Source organism: Pseudomonas sp. P1.31, from assembly GCF_001269815.1.
In the GTDB taxonomy this organism is placed as follows: Bacteria; Pseudomonadota; Gammaproteobacteria; order Pseudomonadales; family Pseudomonadaceae; genus Aquipseudomonas; species Aquipseudomonas rustica.
This window is the reverse complement of sequence record NZ_LHVN01000007.1, coordinates 174,840-192,155: the sequence shown is the minus strand read 5'-3', so window position 1 is coordinate 192,155 and position 17,316 is coordinate 174,840. Positions and strand designations below refer to the sequence as shown.

Genomic DNA, 17,316 nt, shown 5'->3' with positions numbered 1-17,316 from the left:
CAGGATCTCGTTCAGACATTTTCACGATAATGGCCGCATCTGGTTTCGTACGACGCTCATTGCGCGCTTAGGTTTTGCCAACAGGGTATGCCGAAATGGCCCAGCAGTTCTGCGGTTTCGCAAACAGGCAACCCGACCACCGCCGAGTAACTGCCATTGAGCCCGGCGACAAACACTGCGCCGAGGCCCTGAATGCCATAGCCACCGGCCTTGTCGCGGGGTTCACCGCTGGCCCAGTAGGCCGCGGCTTCTTCACGACTGATCGGGCGGAACCGCACCAGACTGCGCACCACGCGCGACTCGCAACGCTCGTCGTCGAGTACGGCGATTGCCGTCAGCACTTCATGCTCCTTGCCGGACAACATCATCAGCATGGCGCATGCGTCGGCTTCGTCCACCGGTTTGCCGAGAATTTTACCGTCGAGCACCACAGCGGTATCCGCGCCCAGCACACAATGCTGTTCGGCAGACACGAGCGTGCGTCGCCCGGCCTCGGCTTTGCCGCGCGCCAGACGCTCGACGTAGGCCGAAGGGGATTCGTTGGTTAAAGGGGTTTCATCGATGTCCGCGCTGATGGCGGTGAACGGCACGCCGATCTGCGTGAGCAATTCACGCCGACGCGGCGAACCTGAGGCAAGGTAAAGCGACTTCATCACGACATCTCCCTGTTTAGTGCCCTGCCTCACAAATACTCTTCCCTGTTGGCGGCGTCACCGGTGCGGGCACATGCCTGATCGATTCAATTGATCTTGTAGCGGCGGCGCAATCCACGCAGAGCGAAGCTGATCCACGGCCAGAGCAAGGCGCTGACCAGTGCCGGCAATACCAGCGCCAGCGTCGGTTGACGGTTACCGGTCAACGCGCTGAGCCACAGCTGCACGAGCTGGGCGAGGCCGAAGATCACCAGAATCACCAGGCACTGCTGCCACATCGGGAACATGCGCAAGCGCTGTTGCAACGAGAGGACGAGGAAAGTAATCAGCGTGAGGATCAAGGCGTTCTGCCCCAGCAGCGTGCCATAGAGCACGTCTTCGGCCAGCCCCAGACAAAACGCGGTGACCATCCCGACCGTCTGCGGCATGTACAGCGCCCAGAACGTCAGGAGCAGCGCCAGCCACAGCGGGCGGAGGATTTCCATGAATTGCGGCAACGGCGAAACACTGAGCAGCAGGCCGATGGCAAAGGTCAGCCAGACGATCCAGCCGTTACGCGAGGCAGTCGCTCCGACCATTATTCTTGTCTCCCGGTGGTGGCGGGCGCAGTCACCGGCGGTTTCGCCGCTGGCCGTGCAGCCGGCTGAGCGGCCGGAGGTTTACTGGCGGCGGGCGGTTTAGACGCCGCTGGCGGTTTGCTCGCAGCAGGCTTGGCCGGTGTCGCAGCGGCAGCGGCCGGTGCGGCGGGCGTTGCTGCTGGAGTCGCCGCAGCGGCGGCAGGTGGCGTGACGGTTTTCGGCACAGTGGCCGGAATCACCGGGCCACCGCCCTGCGCGTCGAGATTTTCCTGGGCTTGAGCGGCGTCATTGGCGCGCTCTTCCGGCGTGCGGGTGTCGCTGAACACCAGCAGCATGTAGCGGCTGCGGTTCAGTGCTGCCGTCGGTACGGCGCGGACGATGGCGAAGGGCTGACCGGAATCGTGGATCACTTCCTTGACCGTCGCCACCGGGTAACCGGCCGGGAAACGCTGGCCGAGACCGGAGCTGACCAGCAGATCGCCTTCTTTGATGTCGGCGGTGTCGGCAACGTGGCGCAATTCCAGACGTTCCGGGTTACCGGTGCCGCTGGCAATCGCGCGCAAACCGTTACGGTTCACCTGCACAGGAATGCTGTGAGTGGTGTCGGTCAACAGCAATACACGTGAGGTGTACGGCATCAACTCGACCACCTGGCCCATCAAGCCGCGCGCATCGAGCACCGGTTGACCGAGCACCACGCCATCGCGCTCACCTTTATTGATGATGATGCGATGGGTGAAGGGATTGGGATCCATGCCGATCAACTCGGCCACTTCGACCTTTTCATTGACCAGTGCGGAAGAATTCAGCAACTCGCGCAGCCGAACGTTCTGCTCGGTGAGGGCGGCAAGCTTTTGCATGCGCCCCTGCAGCAGCAGGTTTTCGGTTTTGAGTTTTTCATTTTCGGCGACAAGCTCGGTACGGCTGCCGAATTGACTGGCCACGCCTTCCCATAAACGTCCGGGCAGGTCAGTGATCCAGTAGGCATCCATCAGCACCAGCGACATCTGGCTGCGTGCAGGCTTGAGCAGACTGAAGCGGGCATCGACGACCATCAGCGCGACCGACAGCACGGCCAGCACCAACAGGCGCACACCCAACGAAGGGCCTTTGGCGAAAAGCGGTTTAATAAGCCGCTCCTCCCAGGCAAATGTTCTGTTTATTCATACGGCATCAAACCGGCCTGGATGAAGACTGACAGAAGATAAACGCCAACAGGCAGCACTGCAAAGTGCTGCCTGCGCGCGCTCACCCACGTATTGCAACCCAGCACTTATTCGCTGGAGAGCAGATCCATGGTGTGCTTATCCATCATTTCCAATGCACGGCCACCGCCGCGAGCAACACAGGTCAGCGGATCTTCGGCAACGATCACCGGCAGACCGGTTTCCTGCGCCAGCAACTTGTCGAGGTCACGCAGCAACGCGCCACCACCGGTCAGCACCAGGCCACGCTCGGCGATGTCGGAAGCCAGTTCCGGCGGCGATTGCTCCAGCGCGCTTTTCACAGCCTGAACGATAGTGGCCAGGGACTCTTGCAGAGCTTCCAGCACTTCGTTGGAGTTCAGGGTGAATGCGCGTGGAACGCCTTCGGCCAGGTTGCGACCGCGAACATCGACTTCGCGAACTTCGCCGCCCGGGTAGGCAGTACCGATTTCCTGTTTGATGCGCTCAGCGGTGGATTCACCGATCAGGCTGCCGTAGTTACGGCGCACGTAGGTGATGATCGCTTCGTCGAAGCGGTCGCCGCCAACGCGTACGGATTCGGCATAGACCACACCGTTCAGGGAGATCAGTGCGATTTCAGTGGTACCACCACCGATATCCACGACCATCGAACCGCGCGCTTCTTCGACCGGCAGGCCGGCACCGATCGCAGCAGCCATTGGCTCTTCGATCAGGAACACTTCACGGGCACCGGCACCGAGGGCCGATTCACGGATGGCGCGACGCTCAACCTGGGTGGATTTGCATGGAACGCAGATCAGCACACGAGGGCTAGGCTGCAGAAAGCTGTTTTCGTGAACTTTGTTAATAAAGTATTGCAGCATCTTTTCGCAGACGCTGAAATCGGCGATCACGCCGTCTTTCATCGGACGAATGGCAGCAATGTTGCCCGGCGTACGACCGAGCATGCGCTTGGCTTCGGTGCCGACAGCGACGACACTTTTCTGATTACCGTGTGTCCGAATAGCCACAACCGATGGCTCATTCAGGACGATACCGCGCTCGCGCACGTAAATAAGGGTGTTGGCAGTGCCCAGGTCAATGGAAAGATCGCTGGAAAACATGCCACGCAGTTTCTTGAACATGGGAAAGGGACCCTAGGCAACGCGTGGGTAAAAAAGTGCGGCAAACTCTAACAACGACAGGGATTTTGGGCAAGGCGCCAATATGTTAAATTGGCCGCTTTTCTGTGCACCAAGCCCCACAATCGCGGCCTTATGACCGTAGAAGTGCGGTAGTGTTCCGAACAATCTAACACACGGACGCCGTGTGTTCTGTTTTCCACTGGAGAATCCCGATGGCGCTAGAACGCTCCGACGTGGAAAAGATTGCTCATCTGGCCTGCCTTGGCCTCAATGATGCTGATCTTCCACACATTACTTCCGCCCTCAACAGCATTCTCGGGCTGGTCGACGAAATGCAGGCTGTTAATACCGACGGTATCGAGCCTCTGGCCCACCCGCTGGAAGCCAGTCAGCGCCTGCGTGCCGACGTCGTGACCGAGACTAATCACCGCGAGGCCTACCAGTCCATCGCACCAGCGGTCGAAAACGGCCTGTATCTGGTTCCGAAAGTCATCGACTAAAGGGAAAGAGCCTGCAATGCATCAAATGACTCTGGCCGAGATCGCCCGCGGTCTCGCCGATAAAAAGTTTTCCTCCGAAGAGCTGACCAAAGTCCTGCTGGCGCGTATCACCCAGCTCGATCCGCAGCTCAACAGTTTCATCAGCCTCACCGAAGAGCTGGCCCTCGAGCAGGCGAAAGCCGCCGATGCACGCCGCGCCAACGGAGAGAGCGGCGCCCTGCTCGGTGCGCCGATCGCCCACAAAGACCTGTTCTGCACCCAGGGCATTCGCACCAGCTGCGGCTCGAAGATGCTCGACAACTTCAAGGCCCCGTACGACGCCACCGTGGTCGCGAAACTGGCCGCTGCCGGCGCCGTGACCCTGGGCAAGACCAACATGGACGAATTCGCCATGGGTTCGGCCAACGAGTCGAGTTGGTACGGCGCGGTGAAAAACCCGTGGAATCTGGAACACGTACCGGGCGGTTCGTCCGGCGGTTCGGCGGCGGCAGTTGCCGCTCGTCTGTTGCCTGCGGCGACGGCCACCGATACCGGCGGTTCGATTCGTCAGCCAGCAGCGTTCACCAACCTCACCGGCCTGAAACCGACGTACGGTCGCGTTTCGCGCTGGGGCATGATCGCTTACGCCTCCAGTCTCGATCAGGGCGGCCCGTTGGCGCGCACGGCCGAAGACTGCGCAATTTTGTTGCAAGGTATGGCTGGCTTCGATCAGAACGACTCCACCAGCATCGATGAGCCGGTTCCGGATTACTCCGCAAGCCTGGGCGATTCGCTGCAAGGCCTGCGCATCGGCGTGCCGAAGGAATACTTCAGCGCCGGTCTCGACCCGCGCATCGCCGAGCTGATCCAGAACAGCATTAAAGAGCTGCAGAAGCTCGGTGCCGTGATCAAGGAAATCAGCCTGCCGAACATGCAGCACGCGATTCCTGCGTACTACGTGATCGCGCCAGCAGAGGCTTCTTCGAACCTGTCGCGTTTCGACGGCGTGCGTTTCGGCCATCGCTGCGAGCAACCGAAAGACCTGATCGACCTGTACAAGCGCTCCCGTGGCGAAGGCTTCGGCCCGGAAGTCCAGCGCCGGATCATGGTCGGCGCGTACGCACTGTCCGCCGGTTACTACGACGCCTACTACCTGAAAGCGCAGAAGATCCGTCGCCTGGTGAAGAACGACTTCATGGCTGCCTTTAATGAAGTCGACGTCATCCTCGGCCCAACCACGCCGAACCCGGCCTGGAAGCTTGGCGCGAAGAACAGTGACCCGGTCGCTGCTTATCTGGAAGACGTCTACACCATCACCGCCAACCTCGCGGGCCTGCCGGGCCTGTCGATGCCGGCCGGTTTTGTCGACGGTCTGCCGGTGGGCGTGCAGTTGCTTGCGCCGTATTTCCAGGAAGGCCGTTTGCTCAATGTTGCGCACCAGTATCAGCTCAACACTGACTGGCACACACGCACCCCAACCGGCTTCTGAGGAGACACACATGCAATGGGAAGTCGTGATCGGGCTGGAGATTCACACTCAGCTCACCACCCGGTCGAAAATCTTTTCCGGTAGTTCCACCACATTCGGTTCCGAGCCGAACACCCAGGCCAGCCTGATCGATCTGGGCATGCCCGGCGTTCTTCCGGTGCTGAACCAGGAAGCGGTGCGTATGGCGGTGATGTTCGGTCTGGCGATTGACGCCGAGATCGGTCAGCACAACGTGTTCGCCCGTAAAAACTACTTCTATCCGGACTTGCCGAAGGGCTACCAGATCAGCCAGATGGAATTGCCGATCGTTGGCAAGGGCCACCTGGACATCGCGCTGGAAGACGGCACCGTCAAACGCGTCGGCATCACCCGCGCGCACCTGGAAGAAGACGCCGGCAAGAGCCTGCACGAAGAATTCAACGGCGCCACCGGCATCGACCTGAACCGTGCCGGCACGCCGCTGCTGGAAATCGTTTCCGAGCCGGACATGCGCAGCGCCAAGGAAGCCGTGGCTTACGTCAAGGCGATCCACGCGCTGGTGCGTTATCTGGGCATCTGCGACGGCAACATGGCCGAAGGTTCGCTGCGTTGCGACTGCAACGTGTCGATCCGCCCGAAAGGCCAAGTCGAGTTCGGCACGCGTTGCGAGATCAAAAACGTCAACTCGTTCCGCTTCATCGAGAAGGCGATCAACTCCGAGATCCAGCGTCAGATCGAGCTGATCGAAGACGGCGGCAAAGTGATCCAGCAGACCCGTCTGTACGATCCGAACAAGGACGAGACCCGTCCGATGCGTTCGAAAGAGGAAGCCAACGACTACCGTTACTTCCCCGATCCGGATCTGCTGCCGGTGGTCATCGAAGAGTCGTTCCTCGGCGAGGTGCGCGCCACCCTGCCGGAACTGCCTCCGCAGAAACGCGAGCGCTTCCAGGAGCAATTCGGTCTGTCGGTCTACGACGCCAGCGTGCTGGCCACCAGCCGCGAGCAAGCCGATTACTTCGAGAAAGTCGCGAGCATCGGCGGCGACGCCAAACTGGCGGCGAACTGGGTGATGGTCGAGTTGGGCAGCCTGCTCAACAAGCAAGGCCTGGACATCGACGAGTCGCCGGTGTCGGCGGAACTGTTGGGCGGCATGCTGCTGCGCATCAAGGACAACACCATCTCCGGCAAGATCGCCAAGGTGGTGTTCGAAGCGATGGCCAACGGTGAAGGCAGCGCAGACGAGATCATCGAAAAACGCGGCCTGAAACAAGTGACCGACAGCGGCGCAATCTCGGCGGTGCTCGACGAAATGCTTGCGGCCAACGCCGAGCAAGTTGAACAGTATCGCGCGGCGGATGAAGCCAAACGCGGCAAGATGTTCGGCTTCTTTGTCGGCCAGGCGATGAAAGCGTCGAAAGGCAAAGCCAACCCGCAGCAAGTGAACGAACTGCTGAAAAGCAAGCTCGAAGGCTGACCGCAATTGAGCCAGATCCAAAGCCTGGCTCTATTCCCTGTGGGAGCGAGCTTGCTCGCGAAGGCGTCATGACATTCAACATCAATGCTGAATGTGACGGCCTCTTCGCGAGCAAGCTCGCTCCCACATTGTTATCTGGGAGCTTTCGAATGAAACGTCTGCTCGGCGCCTGCGCCCTGCTCTCTTTGCTGGCCGGTTGTGCCAGTACCGACACCATCGACCCGCACGGTTACGACCAGACCGGTGTCGCTTCTTATTACGGTGCCAAGCACCACGGTAAACGCACCGCCAGTGGCGAAGCATTCAACCAGAATTCCCTGACCGCCGCCCACCGCCAGTTGCCCTTTGGCACGCGGGTGAAGGTCACCAACCTGAAAAACGATGAGTCCGTTGTGGTGCGCATCAACGATCGTGGCCCGCATACGCGTGGACGCCTGATTGATGTTTCACGCGAAGCCGCCAAACAACTCGGTATGCTCAGCAGCGGTACCGCGCGGGTTCGCGTGCAGGCCCTCGACTGATGGAGCGCTGACCATTTTCGGACTGACCGATTTACCGCTGATCAGCGTGATCGAATTGCTCGCCGGCCTGTGCCTGCTGATCTTCGGCGCAGAACTGATGGTGCGCGCGGCGGTGCGTCTGGCCGAGCGTCTGCATGTGCGTCCACTGATCATCGGCCTGACCATTGTCGCCCTCGGCAGCAGTGCGCCGCAGATGGCCGTCAGCGTGCAAGCCGCGCTGGGGCACAACCCCGATATCGCCGTCAGCAGCGTGGTCGGCAGCAGCATCTTCAACATCCTTGTAACTCTCGGCCTGTCGGCGCTGATCATTCCGCTGCGCGTGTCACGGCAACTGGTGCGTCTCGACATTCCGCTGATGATCGGCGCCAGTCTGCTGGTGTTCGTGTTGGCGTGGAACGAGGAAATCAGCCGCTTCGACGGCATTCTCTTGCTCGGCGCTTTGGCGTTGTATCTCGGCTTGCTGTTGCGCCAGTCACGGCACTCGGCGCGACCGCATTCCGCGCAACCCGACGCGGTAAAAACCTCATGGCTTGCCAGCGTTTTGATGATCATCTTCGGGCTGGCGATGTTGGTTTTTGCCGGTCATTTGCTGCTCGGCGCTGCCGTGGTGGTGGCGACGGATCTGGGCTTCTCGGAACGGGTGATCGGTTTGACCGTGGTCGCCGTCGGCACGTCGCTGCCGGAACTGGCGACCTCGCTGATCGCCGCCCTGCGCGGCCAACGCGACATCGCCGTGGGCAACGTGATCGGCGCCAATCTGTTCAACCTGCTCGGCGTGCTCGGCCTCACCGCTTTGATCGCGCCGACACCATTGTCGGTATCGCCGAACGCACTGGATTTCGATCTGCCGGTGATGCTCGGTGTCGCCGCGCTGTGCCTGCCGGTGTTCTATTCCGGCTACCGCGTGACCCGCGCCGAAGGTTTGTTGCTGCTCGGTTTGTATCTGGTCTACGGGCTGCACGTGGTGTCGTTCACCACCGGCATGCCGCTGGCCGGCAAGCTCGAGCGCTTGATGCTGTTTTACGTTCTGCCGCCGCTGCTGGGGTATTTGTTGTTTACGTCCATCCGCGCCTGGCGCCGCCAACACCACAAGAGTGATATGCCATGACCGAATCGAAGAAGTCCGGGGTAGAAGTTCGCCGCCAGGTAATGGGCGATGCGTTTGTCGATCGCGCGCTGGGCAACGCCACCGAGTTCACCCAGCCGCTGCAGGATTTCGTTAATGAACATGCCTGGGGCGGCGTGTGGAATCGCGAAGGTTTGCCGCTGAAGACGCGCAGCTTGATTACGCTTGCCGCGCTGACTGCACTGAAGTGCCCGCAGGAGTTGAAGGGGCATGTACGTGGGGCGTTGAATAACGGCTGCACAGTGGACGAGATTCGTGAGGCGCTGCTGCATTGCGCCGTGTATGCCGGCGTGCCGGCGGCGATAGATGCGTTTCGCGCGGCGCAGGAAGTGATCGATACCTATCAGAAACCTGAGTGATTCAGCGCCTGTGAAATAGCTTTCGCGAGCAGGCTCGCTCCCACATTGGAATGCATTTCAAATGTGGGAGCGAGCCTGCTCGCGAAGAGGCCCGGAAGAGCAACCGAAGATTCAGGCTAGATCCACCCACCCCACTGCAAAACAAAGATCCCGACATTGGTGGTAATCGCTGCCATCAACGTGGTCAGCACAATAATCGCCGCCGCTAACTCATGATTACCCTGCGCCGCCCGCGCCATGACAAAACTCGCCGCCGCCGTCGGGCTGCCGAAGTACAGAAACAGAATCCCCAACTCCGCCCCACGAAAGCCGCACAACCACGCCCCGAGCGTCGCCAGCACCGGCAAACCGATCATCTTCACCAGACTCGAACTGAGCGCCATGTTGCCGCTCTTGCGCAACGCTGCCAGCGACAGGGTTCCGCCGATGCAGATCAGCGCCAGCGGCAACGTGGTCTGCGCCAGATACTGACCTGAGGTCTCCAGCCACCCCGGCAAACCGATCTTGAAATAAGCAAACGGCCCCGCCGCTATCACGCTGATGATCAGCGGATTGCTGAACACGCTTTTGCAGATGCTCCACGGATCGGACTTGATCACCGGGCTGTACACCGCCAGCACAATCGTCGACAGCGTGTTGTAAAACAGGATCACCAACGCCGCGAGAATCGCGCCGAGGGAGATCCCGTAATCGCCGTACATGCTCGCCGCCAGCGCCAGACCGATCACGCCGTTGTTGCCGCGAAACGCACCCTGCGTGTAGATACCGCGATCTTCACGCGGGCACTTGAAAATTGCCCAGCCCCAGGCGATGGCGAAACAGACGAGTGTGGCGACGGAGAAGTAGATCAGCAGCGCTGGTTGCAACGCGGCGTGCAGGTCGGCGTGCAGAATGCCGAGGAACAACAGCGCCGGCATGGTGACGTTGAACACCAGCGCCGAGGCGGTGTGGATGAAGTTGTCGTTGATCCAGTCGATGCGCTTGAGCAACACACCGAGAAACAGCATGGCAAACACCGGCGCGGTGATGTTCAGGGCTTCGAGGAAAATTGCCAGCATGCCGAGGGAGCCTTGGGTGAGCGTCGTTAGGTGGCTAATGATAAGCCAAAAGCCTTAAAAGCCCCTCACCCTAACCCTCTCCCGGAGGGAGAGGGGACTGACCGATGTGTCTTGCGTAAGACATCGACCTGCAAGACCGATTCGATTATGGATTCGGCAAAGCACTTTCAGGTCGATGTACTTCTCAAATATCCCCGGATCGGCCCCCTCTCCCTCTGGGAGAGGGCTGGGGTGAGGGGCAAGCCGATGACACATCAGGTAATCGGCGCCGGGTTAAACAACGTAATGTCGTTATGCAGCTTGTGCTTCTCCGCCCACGTCTGCTGCTTGCCGCTCGCAACATCCAGATAGTAGTGAAACAACTCCCAACCCAATTCCTCAATCGTCGCCCGCCCGGTGGCAATCCGCCCGGCGTCGATATCAATCAGATCCGGCCAGCGCTGCGCCAACTCCGTGCGCGTCGACACCTTCACCACAGGCGCCATCGCCAAACCGTACGGCGTACCCCGCCCAGTAGTGAACACATGCAAATTCATCCCGGCCGCCAACTGCAACGTCCCGCAGACAAAATCACTCGCCGGCGTCGCGCAGAAAATCAGCCCCTTCTGCTTGAACCGCTCACCCGGGCCGAGCACGCCATTGATCGCGCTGCTGCCGGATTTGACGATCGACCCCAGCGACTTCTCGACGATGTTCGACAACCCGCCCTTCTTGTTCCCCGGCGTGGTGTTGGCGCTGCGATCCGCCTCGCCCTTGGCCAGGTAACGGTCGTACCAGTCCATCTCGCGCACCAGTTCCTCGGCGACGGTCTTGGTCTCGGCGCGTGACGTCAGCAGGTAAATCGCATCACGCACTTCGGTGACTTCGGAAAACATCACCGTCGCCCCGGCGCGCAACAACAAGTCCGAAGCATAACCCAACGCCGGGTTGGCGGTGATCCCGGAGAACGCATCGCTGCCGCCGCATTGCATGCCGAGGATCAGCTCGGACGCCGGCACGGTTTCGCGGCGGCGCTGGTCGAGTTTCTTCAGGCGCACTTCGGCCAGTTGCATGATCTGCTCGATCATCTCGGTGAAACCGTGACTGGAATCCTGCAAGCGATACAGCCACGGATCGCTGAGATCGACCGACGCATCGTCCTCGTGCATCACCTGCCCGGCCTGCAATTTCTCGCAGCCCAGACTGATCACCAACGCCTCGCCGCCGAGGTTCGGGTTGCGCGCCAGATTGCGCACGGTGCGAATCGGGATGTAGGCGTCGGTGGCGGTGATCGCCACGCCGCAGCCGTAACTGTGCGTCAGCGCCACCACGTCATCGACGTGCGGGTACTTCGGCAGCAGCTCATCCTTGATGCGTTTCACCGCGTGATCGAGCACGCCGGTGACGCACTGCACGGTCGTAGTAATGCCGAGAATATTGCGCGTGCCGACGGTGCCGTCAGCATTGCGATAACCCTCGAAGGTGAAGCCTTCCAGCGGTGCCTGCGCGTCCGGCACGTCGGTGGACAGCGGCAAGCTGTCCAGTGGCGGCGCGGTCGGCATACGCAGTTGATCTTCCTTGACCCAACTGCCCCGGCGGATCGGCTGCAACGCGTAGCCAATGACCTGACCGTAGCGAATCACCTGACCGCCCTCGGCAATGTCTTCGAGGGTGATCTTGTGGCTCTGCGGCACGAATTCCACAGTCACCAGACCATCGGCAAATTCAGTGCCGGCCGGTGCGCCCTGGTCATTGACCACGACCACCACATTGTCCCGCTCGTGCAGGCGGATGTGGCGCGGCGAGTCGGAATGTTCAATCAACTGCATGACGCCGCTCCTCAGGAATGCGCTTGAGACAATTTACCGCTGGCTTCAACACCGCCGTTGGTTGGCGGCTCTTTGAGTACCACACGTTTGATCGGGCCAACGATGACCAGATAGCTGAACACCGCCACCAGTGCGTTGGCACCGACGAACACCAGCGCCCATTTGAACGAACCGGTGGAGCTGATGATGTAGCCAATCACGATCGGTGTGGTAATCGAAGCGATGTTGCCGAAGGTGTTGAACAGGCCGCCGCTCAGACCGGCGATCTGTTTTGGTGAGGTGTCGGAGACCACCGCCCAGCCCAGTGCGCCAACGCCTTTGCCGAAGAAGGCCAGGGCCATGAAGCCAACGACCATCCATTCCACATCAACATAATTGCAGGCAACGATGCTGCTGGACACCAGCAGACCAGCGATGATCGGCGCTTTGCGGGCGAAGGTCAGCGAGTGGCCCTTACGCAGCAGGTAATCGGAAATCACCCCACCAAGCACGCCGCCAATGAAGCCGCAGATCGCCGGCAACGAGGCGATGAAACCGGCCTTGAGAATGGTCATGCCACGCTCTTGCACCAGGTACACCGGGAACCAGGTCAGGAAGAAGTAGGTGATGCCGTTGATGCAGTATTGACCCAGATACACGCCGAGCATCATGCGATTGGTCAGCAACTGACGGATGTAATCCCATTTCGGGCCGTCGGACTTTTTGCCCGTCTGATCCATGTCGACCATGCCGCCGTTTTCAGCGATGTGCTTGAACTCGGCTTCGTTGATGCGCGGGTGCTCACGCGGGCTGTAGATCACTTTCAGCCAGACCAGCGAGAACACAATCCCGAGAATACCCATGACGATAAACACGTGCTCCCAACCGAAGGAGTACACGATCCAGCCCATCAACGGGGCGAACAACACGGTGGCAAAATACTGCGCCGAGTTGAAGATCGCCGACGCGGTACCGCGCTCAGCGGTCGGGAACCACGCCGCTACGATGCGTGCGTTGCCCGGGAACGATGGCGCCTCAGCCAGACCAACGAGGAAGCGCAGCATAAACAGCGCAACGATCGCCGTGGACATGCCGAACTCACCGACAAAGCCTTGCAGCACGGTGAACAGCGACCAGGTGAAAATGCTCAGGGCGTAAACTTTTTTCGAGCCGAAACGATCGAGCAGCCAGCCACCGGGAATTTGCCCGGCCACGTAGGCCCAACCGAATGCAGAGAAGATGTAGCCGAGGGTGACCGCGTCGATGCCGAGGTCTTTTTGCAGGCTGGAGCCGGCGATGGCGATCGTGGCGCGGTCGGCGTAGTTGATCGTGGTCACCAGAAACAGCATGAGCAAGATCAAATAGCGGACGTGAGTCGGCTTGGACGATTGCATGTAGATGTACTCCCACTGATTATTTTTATGCGCGGGTGAATCTTCTTTGGTGCCCGGTTTTCCGGGTGTCCCTGTATTACGGGATGTCCGTATTTCGGGTTCCTGTATTACGGGATGTTCGTATTTCGGGTTCCCTGTAGGAGCTGCCGAAGGCTGCGATCTTTTGATCTTGACCTTAAAAACAACATCAAAAGATCGCAGCCTGCGGCAGCTCCTACAGGGATTGCGGTGTCAGGGTCGACACCGCGTGCTGCATTCAGGAGCCGATGTAGCTGGTTTTCACCACGGTGTAGAACTCCTGGGCATAGCGGCCTTGCTCACGTGAGCCATAGGATGAACCTTTACGGCCACCGAACGGAACGTGGTAATCGACGCCGGCGGTCGGCAAGTTGACCATCACCATCCCGGCCTGCGAGTGGCGTTTGAAGTGGTTGGCGTACTTCAGCGACGTCGTCGCGATACCCGCCGACAGACCGAACTCGGTGTCGTTGGCCATCGCCAGCGCTGCGTCGTAATCGGCCACCCGAACGATGTTGGCCACCGGGCCGAAGATCTCTTCACGGCTGATGCGCATCGACGCTTCGCTGTCGGCAAACAGCGTTGGCGCGAGGAAGTAGCCTTCGGTATCGCAAGTCACCAGACCTCCGCCGCTGACCAGACGCGCACCTTCGGACTGACCGATGTCGATGTACTTCATGTCCTGTTCAAGCTGTGCTTGCGAAACCACTGGACCGATGTCGGTGCCGGATTTCAGCGCGTGGCCGACCTTGATCGACTTCATGCGCTCGGCCATCGCTTCGACAAATTTGTCGTGAATCCCGGCGGTGACGATCAAGCGGCTCGACGCGGTGCAACGCTGACCGGTGGAGTAAAACGCGCTCTGTACCGACAACTCGACCGCTTGTTTGAGGTCAGCGTCATCGAGAATGATCTGCGGGTTTTTGCCGCCCATTTCCAGCTGCACTTTCGCCTGACGCGACACGCAGTTAACGGCGATCTGACGACCCACGCCCACCGAACCGGTGAAGCTGATGCCGTCGACTTTCGGGCTCTGCACCAGCGCATCGCCCACCACACGACCGCTGCCCATCACCAAATTGAACACGCCGGCCGGGAAGCCCGCGCGGGAGATGATTTCGGCCAGTGCCCAAGCGCAACCCGGCACCAGATCGGCCGGTTTCAGCACGACACAGTTGCCGTAGGCCAGCGCCGGAGCGATCTTCCACGCCGGAATCGCGATCGGGAAGTTCCACGGGCTGATCAGACCGACCACGCCCAGTGCTTCGCGGGTGACTTCGACGTTGACGCCCGGGCGCACCGACGGCACGTAGTCGCCAGAAAGACGCAGGCATTCACCGGCGAAGAATTTGAAAATGTTGCCGGCGCGGGTCACTTCGCCGATGGCTTCGGGCAGGGTCTTGCCCTCTTCCCGCGCCAGCAAGGTGCCGAGTTCTTCGCGACGAGCGAGGATTTCCGTGCCGACTTTATCCAGCGAATCGTGACGGGCCTGAATGCCCGAAGTCGACCAGTTCGGGAACGCAGCGCGCGCCGCGTCGATGGCCGCGTGAACCTGAGTCAGATCAGCCTTGGCGTAGTCGCCGATGGTGTCGCTCAACTCGGACGGGTTGATGTTGGCCGAGTAATCGGCACCGGCAACCCATTCACCGTTGATGTAATTGTCGTAACGCTTGGAATCAGTCACAGCCTTTTCTCCTCTCGACGCAAAAGCCGCTGATTGCGCAGCGGCCTCGGTTTGTTCGGGGGTTATTGCGCACCTTGCTTGTCGATCAGCGCGGCGAGCATTTCGTACTCTTCGCCGGTCAGGTCGGTCAGTGGCGCGCGCACCGGGCCGGCGTCATAGCCAGCGATTTTGGCGCCAGCCTTGACGATGCTCACGGCGTAACCGGCCTTGCGGTTGCGGATGTCGAGGTACGGCAGGAAGAAGTCGTCGATGATCTTGCCGACGGTGGCGTGATCTTCGCGAGCGATCGCGTGGTAGAAATCCATCGCGGTTTTCGGAATGAAGTTGAACACCGCCGAGGAGTAAACCGGCACGCCCAGCGCCTTGTAGGCAGCGGCGTAGACTTCGGCGGTCGGCAAGCCACCGAGGTAGCTGAAGCGATCACCGAGGCGGCGACGGATCGACACCATCAACTCGATATCGCCCAGACCGTCCTTGTAACCGATCAGGTTCGGGCAGCGCTCGGCCAGACGTTCCAGCAGCGGCGCGTTGAGGCGGCAAACGTTGCGGTTGTAGACAACCACGCCGATCTTGACCGATTTGCACACCGCTTCAACGTGTGCGGCAACGCCGTCCTGACTGGCTTCGGTCAGGTAGTGCGGCAGCAACAGCAAGCCTTTGGCGCCCAGACGCTCGGCTTCCTGTGCGTATTCGATGGCCTGACGGGTCGAACCGCCGACACCGGCGAGAATCGGCACGCTGGTTTCGCAAGTGTCGACGGCAGTCTTGATGATTTCCGAATATTCGCTGGCGGCCAGGGAGAAGAACTCACCGGTGCCGCCCGCTGCGAACAGAGCCGAAGCGCCGTACGGGGCCAGCCATTCCAGCCGCTTGATGTAGCCCGCACGGTTGAAATCACCCTGCGCGTTGAAATCGGTAACCGGGAAGGACAGCAGGCCGGCAGAGAGGATGGACTTCAGTTCTTGTGGATTCATTATTCGAACACCCTGGGTAGCAATATTGTTGTGATTGTCACGTTCAGCCTTCGCCGAAGTTGTAGGTCATCGTACAACTTAAAAGATAACCGTCAACTGCATTTCATCGTTGTGGGTGGTTTTTTGTCGGACAGGATTGTTTCTATCGCTATTGAAGGCTGTGGCAGAGCCCTCGAGCAACCATGGAGAAAGGTTAATAGAGCGGGGGTCAGGAGAGATGTTGTCCTAAGACTGAAAAATCTATGACGGCGGCTGGCCCCATCGCGAGCAGGCTCACCCCCACATTGGAACGCATTTCAAGGTAGGAGTGAGCCTGCTCGCGATGGCGATTTCAGGACGATGCAAAGGCGTCAGAAAGCATGACCATTCGTCGAAACTGGTTTTCTTACAGGTGCCGGCTTCTGAAAAAGCATGCCGAATCGGAGAAATTTCCAGCCCAGAAATCCCCCGACATGAAGACCATGCATCGCTTCAACTTCTCTCCCGATTCACGAGTTGCTCCGCTGGAGATCCCCCGAGAATTCGACCTGCACGTTCAGATCAACGACTTTGTCGAATTCGAAGCTCTGCCCGATCAACGCTTTGTCATTGTCGAAAAAACCTTCAAATTGCTGTTCGACGGAGAAATCGAGTACATCGACTATGAAGTCGATGAGCTTTGAGCTTTCCCTTTATCCCCGCTGCGCCTGCGCCTCTTCATGGGCCTGGCGCAGCCTTTCGCGGCTGTTGGTCAAATGCAGCCGCATCGCCGCTCTTGCCGCGTCGGAATCCTGCCGGGCAATCGCCTGATAAATCTCTTCATGCTCGCGGCTGACGCGATTCATGTAGTGCTGCTGATCGTCATGGGCCAGACGCGCTGAGTTCAGCCGCGTGCGCGGAATGATGCTGGTGCCGAGGTGGGTCATGATGTCGGTGAAGTAGCGGTTGCCGGTCGACAGCGCGATTTCCAGGTGGAAGGCGAAGTCAGACGCGACGGCATCACTGGCGTGGGCGACGCTGTCGTTCAGTGCATCGAGGGCGGCGCGCATGGTTGCCAGTTGCTCCGGACTGCGGCGTTGCGCGGCGAGGCCGGCGGACTCGACTTCGAGGCTGATGCGCAATTCGAGAATCGCCAATACGTCACGTAAGGTGACGACGGTGGCCGGATCGATGCGAAAGCCGCTCGGGCTCGGTGTGTCGAGCACAAACGTGCCGATGCCGTGGCGGGTTTCCACTTGCCCGGCGGCTTGCAGACGGGAGATCGCCTCGCGCACCACGGTGCGGCTGACGCCGTGCTCCTGCATGATCGCCGACTCGGTGGGCAGCTTATCGCCCCGTTTGAGCAGGCCGTCACGGATCTGCTCGGTCAGCACCGTCACCAGTTCCTGTGCCAGGCTGCGGCGCTTTCGCGGGAAGCGTGGGGTGTCGATCAGGTTTTCCATGGTCTGCA

Annotated in this window: 17 protein-coding genes; 7 read left to right on the top strand and 10 right to left on the bottom strand. The window is 60.1% G+C overall.

Annotation, left to right across the window (positions count from 1 at the left end; translation table 11 throughout):
• Positions 1-56 precede the first annotated feature (56 nt).
• The 4 genes from AD669_RS04085 to mreB form a co-directional block, all read right to left on the bottom strand.
• Positions 57-653: a nucleoside triphosphate pyrophosphatase gene (locus tag AD669_RS04085; RefSeq protein ID WP_053117086.1), complete on the bottom strand. Its 597-nt coding sequence runs from the start codon at positions 651-653 to the stop codon at positions 57-59.
• Between the two features lie 86 nt (positions 654-739).
• Positions 740-1,231, bottom strand: coding sequence for a rod shape-determining protein MreD (mreD, locus tag AD669_RS04080; RefSeq protein WP_053117085.1), 492 nt, complete (start codon positions 1,229-1,231; stop codon positions 740-742).
• Entirely contained in the window at positions 1,231-2,361 is a 1,131-nt protein-coding gene (gene mreC, locus AD669_RS04075; protein WP_082341383.1) for a rod shape-determining protein MreC, read from the bottom strand. Before mreC ends, mreD begins: the two co-directional genes overlap by 1 nt.
• 143 nt (positions 2,362-2,504) lie before the next feature.
• Positions 2,505-3,542 (bottom strand): rod shape-determining protein MreB, encoded by a 1,038-nt coding sequence (mreB, locus tag AD669_RS04070; RefSeq protein ID WP_002555108.1) that lies wholly within the window; start codon positions 3,540-3,542, stop codon positions 2,505-2,507.
• Between the two features lie 212 nt (positions 3,543-3,754).
• On the opposite strand from mreB, the gene gatC reads away from it, so the two are divergent.
• The 6 genes from gatC to AD669_RS04040 all read left to right on the top strand — a co-directional run bounded on the left by gatC (position 3,755) and on the right by AD669_RS04040 (position 8,972).
• Positions 3,755-4,042, top strand: a complete 288-nt coding sequence (gene gatC, locus AD669_RS04065; protein WP_007901429.1) for an Asp-tRNA(Asn)/Glu-tRNA(Gln) amidotransferase subunit GatC — start codon at positions 3,755-3,757, stop codon at positions 4,040-4,042.
• Positions 4,043-4,058: 16 nt separating this feature from the next.
• Positions 4,059-5,510 carry an Asp-tRNA(Asn)/Glu-tRNA(Gln) amidotransferase subunit GatA gene (gene gatA / locus AD669_RS04060; RefSeq protein WP_053117083.1) on the top strand — a complete coding sequence of 484 codons (1,452 nt, stop codon included), beginning with the start codon at positions 4,059-4,061 and terminating at the stop codon, positions 5,508-5,510.
• A gap of 10 nt (positions 5,511-5,520) precedes the next feature.
• Entirely contained in the window at positions 5,521-6,966 is a 1,446-nt protein-coding gene (gene gatB / locus AD669_RS04055) for an Asp-tRNA(Asn)/Glu-tRNA(Gln) amidotransferase subunit GatB (protein ID WP_008085412.1), read from the top strand.
• A gap of 149 nt (positions 6,967-7,115) precedes the next feature.
• Positions 7,116-7,487 (top strand): septal ring lytic transglycosylase RlpA family protein, encoded by a 372-nt coding sequence (locus tag AD669_RS04050; RefSeq protein WP_053117082.1) that lies wholly within the window; start codon positions 7,116-7,118, stop codon positions 7,485-7,487.
• A 46-nt stretch (positions 7,488-7,533) separates the two neighbouring features.
• Positions 7,534-8,595: a calcium/sodium antiporter gene (locus AD669_RS04045; RefSeq protein WP_053117081.1), complete on the top strand. Its 1,062-nt coding sequence runs from the start codon at positions 7,534-7,536 to the stop codon at positions 8,593-8,595.
• The gene (locus AD669_RS04040) at positions 8,592-8,972 is read left to right on the top strand and encodes a carboxymuconolactone decarboxylase family protein (protein ID WP_016984177.1); all 381 of its coding nucleotides are present in this window, start codon (positions 8,592-8,594) and stop codon (positions 8,970-8,972) included. Before AD669_RS04045 ends, AD669_RS04040 begins: the two co-directional genes overlap by 4 nt.
• A gap of 116 nt (positions 8,973-9,088) precedes the next feature.
• Here AD669_RS04040 and AD669_RS04035 read toward each other — a convergent pair whose 3' ends face one another.
• The 5 genes from AD669_RS04035 to kdgD form a co-directional block, all read right to left on the bottom strand.
• The gene (locus tag AD669_RS04035) at positions 9,089-10,030 is read right to left on the bottom strand and encodes an AEC family transporter (protein ID WP_053117080.1); all 942 of its coding nucleotides are present in this window, start codon (positions 10,028-10,030) and stop codon (positions 9,089-9,091) included.
• 254 nt (positions 10,031-10,284) lie between these two features.
• A complete protein-coding gene (gene garD, locus AD669_RS04030; protein WP_053117079.1) occupies positions 10,285-11,838 on the bottom strand; it encodes a galactarate dehydratase in 1,554 nt (517 codons plus the stop codon).
• A gap of 11 nt (positions 11,839-11,849) precedes the next feature.
• A complete protein-coding gene (locus tag AD669_RS04025; protein WP_053117078.1) occupies positions 11,850-13,211 on the bottom strand; it encodes an MFS transporter in 1,362 nt (453 codons plus the stop codon).
• A gap of 256 nt (positions 13,212-13,467) precedes the next feature.
• Positions 13,468-14,913, bottom strand: a complete 1,446-nt coding sequence (locus AD669_RS04020) for an aldehyde dehydrogenase family protein (RefSeq protein WP_053117077.1) — start codon at positions 14,911-14,913, stop codon at positions 13,468-13,470.
• Between the two features lie 62 nt (positions 14,914-14,975).
• Positions 14,976-15,887, bottom strand: a complete 912-nt coding sequence (gene kdgD / locus AD669_RS04015) for a 5-dehydro-4-deoxyglucarate dehydratase (protein ID WP_053117076.1) — start codon at positions 15,885-15,887, stop codon at positions 14,976-14,978.
• Positions 15,888-16,246: 359 nt separating this feature from the next.
• On the opposite strand from kdgD, the gene AD669_RS04010 reads away from it, so the two are divergent.
• On the top strand, positions 16,247-16,549 hold the full coding sequence (locus tag AD669_RS04010) for a hypothetical protein (RefSeq protein WP_256218807.1): 303 nt from the start codon (positions 16,247-16,249) through the stop codon (positions 16,547-16,549).
• Between the two features lie 9 nt (positions 16,550-16,558).
• Here the strand turns inward: AD669_RS04010 and AD669_RS04005 are convergent, their stop codons facing one another.
• Positions 16,559-17,308 carry a FadR/GntR family transcriptional regulator gene (locus AD669_RS04005; protein WP_177329666.1) on the bottom strand — a complete coding sequence of 250 codons (750 nt, stop codon included), beginning with the start codon at positions 17,306-17,308 and terminating at the stop codon, positions 16,559-16,561.
• Positions 17,309-17,316: the final 8 nt, after the last annotated feature.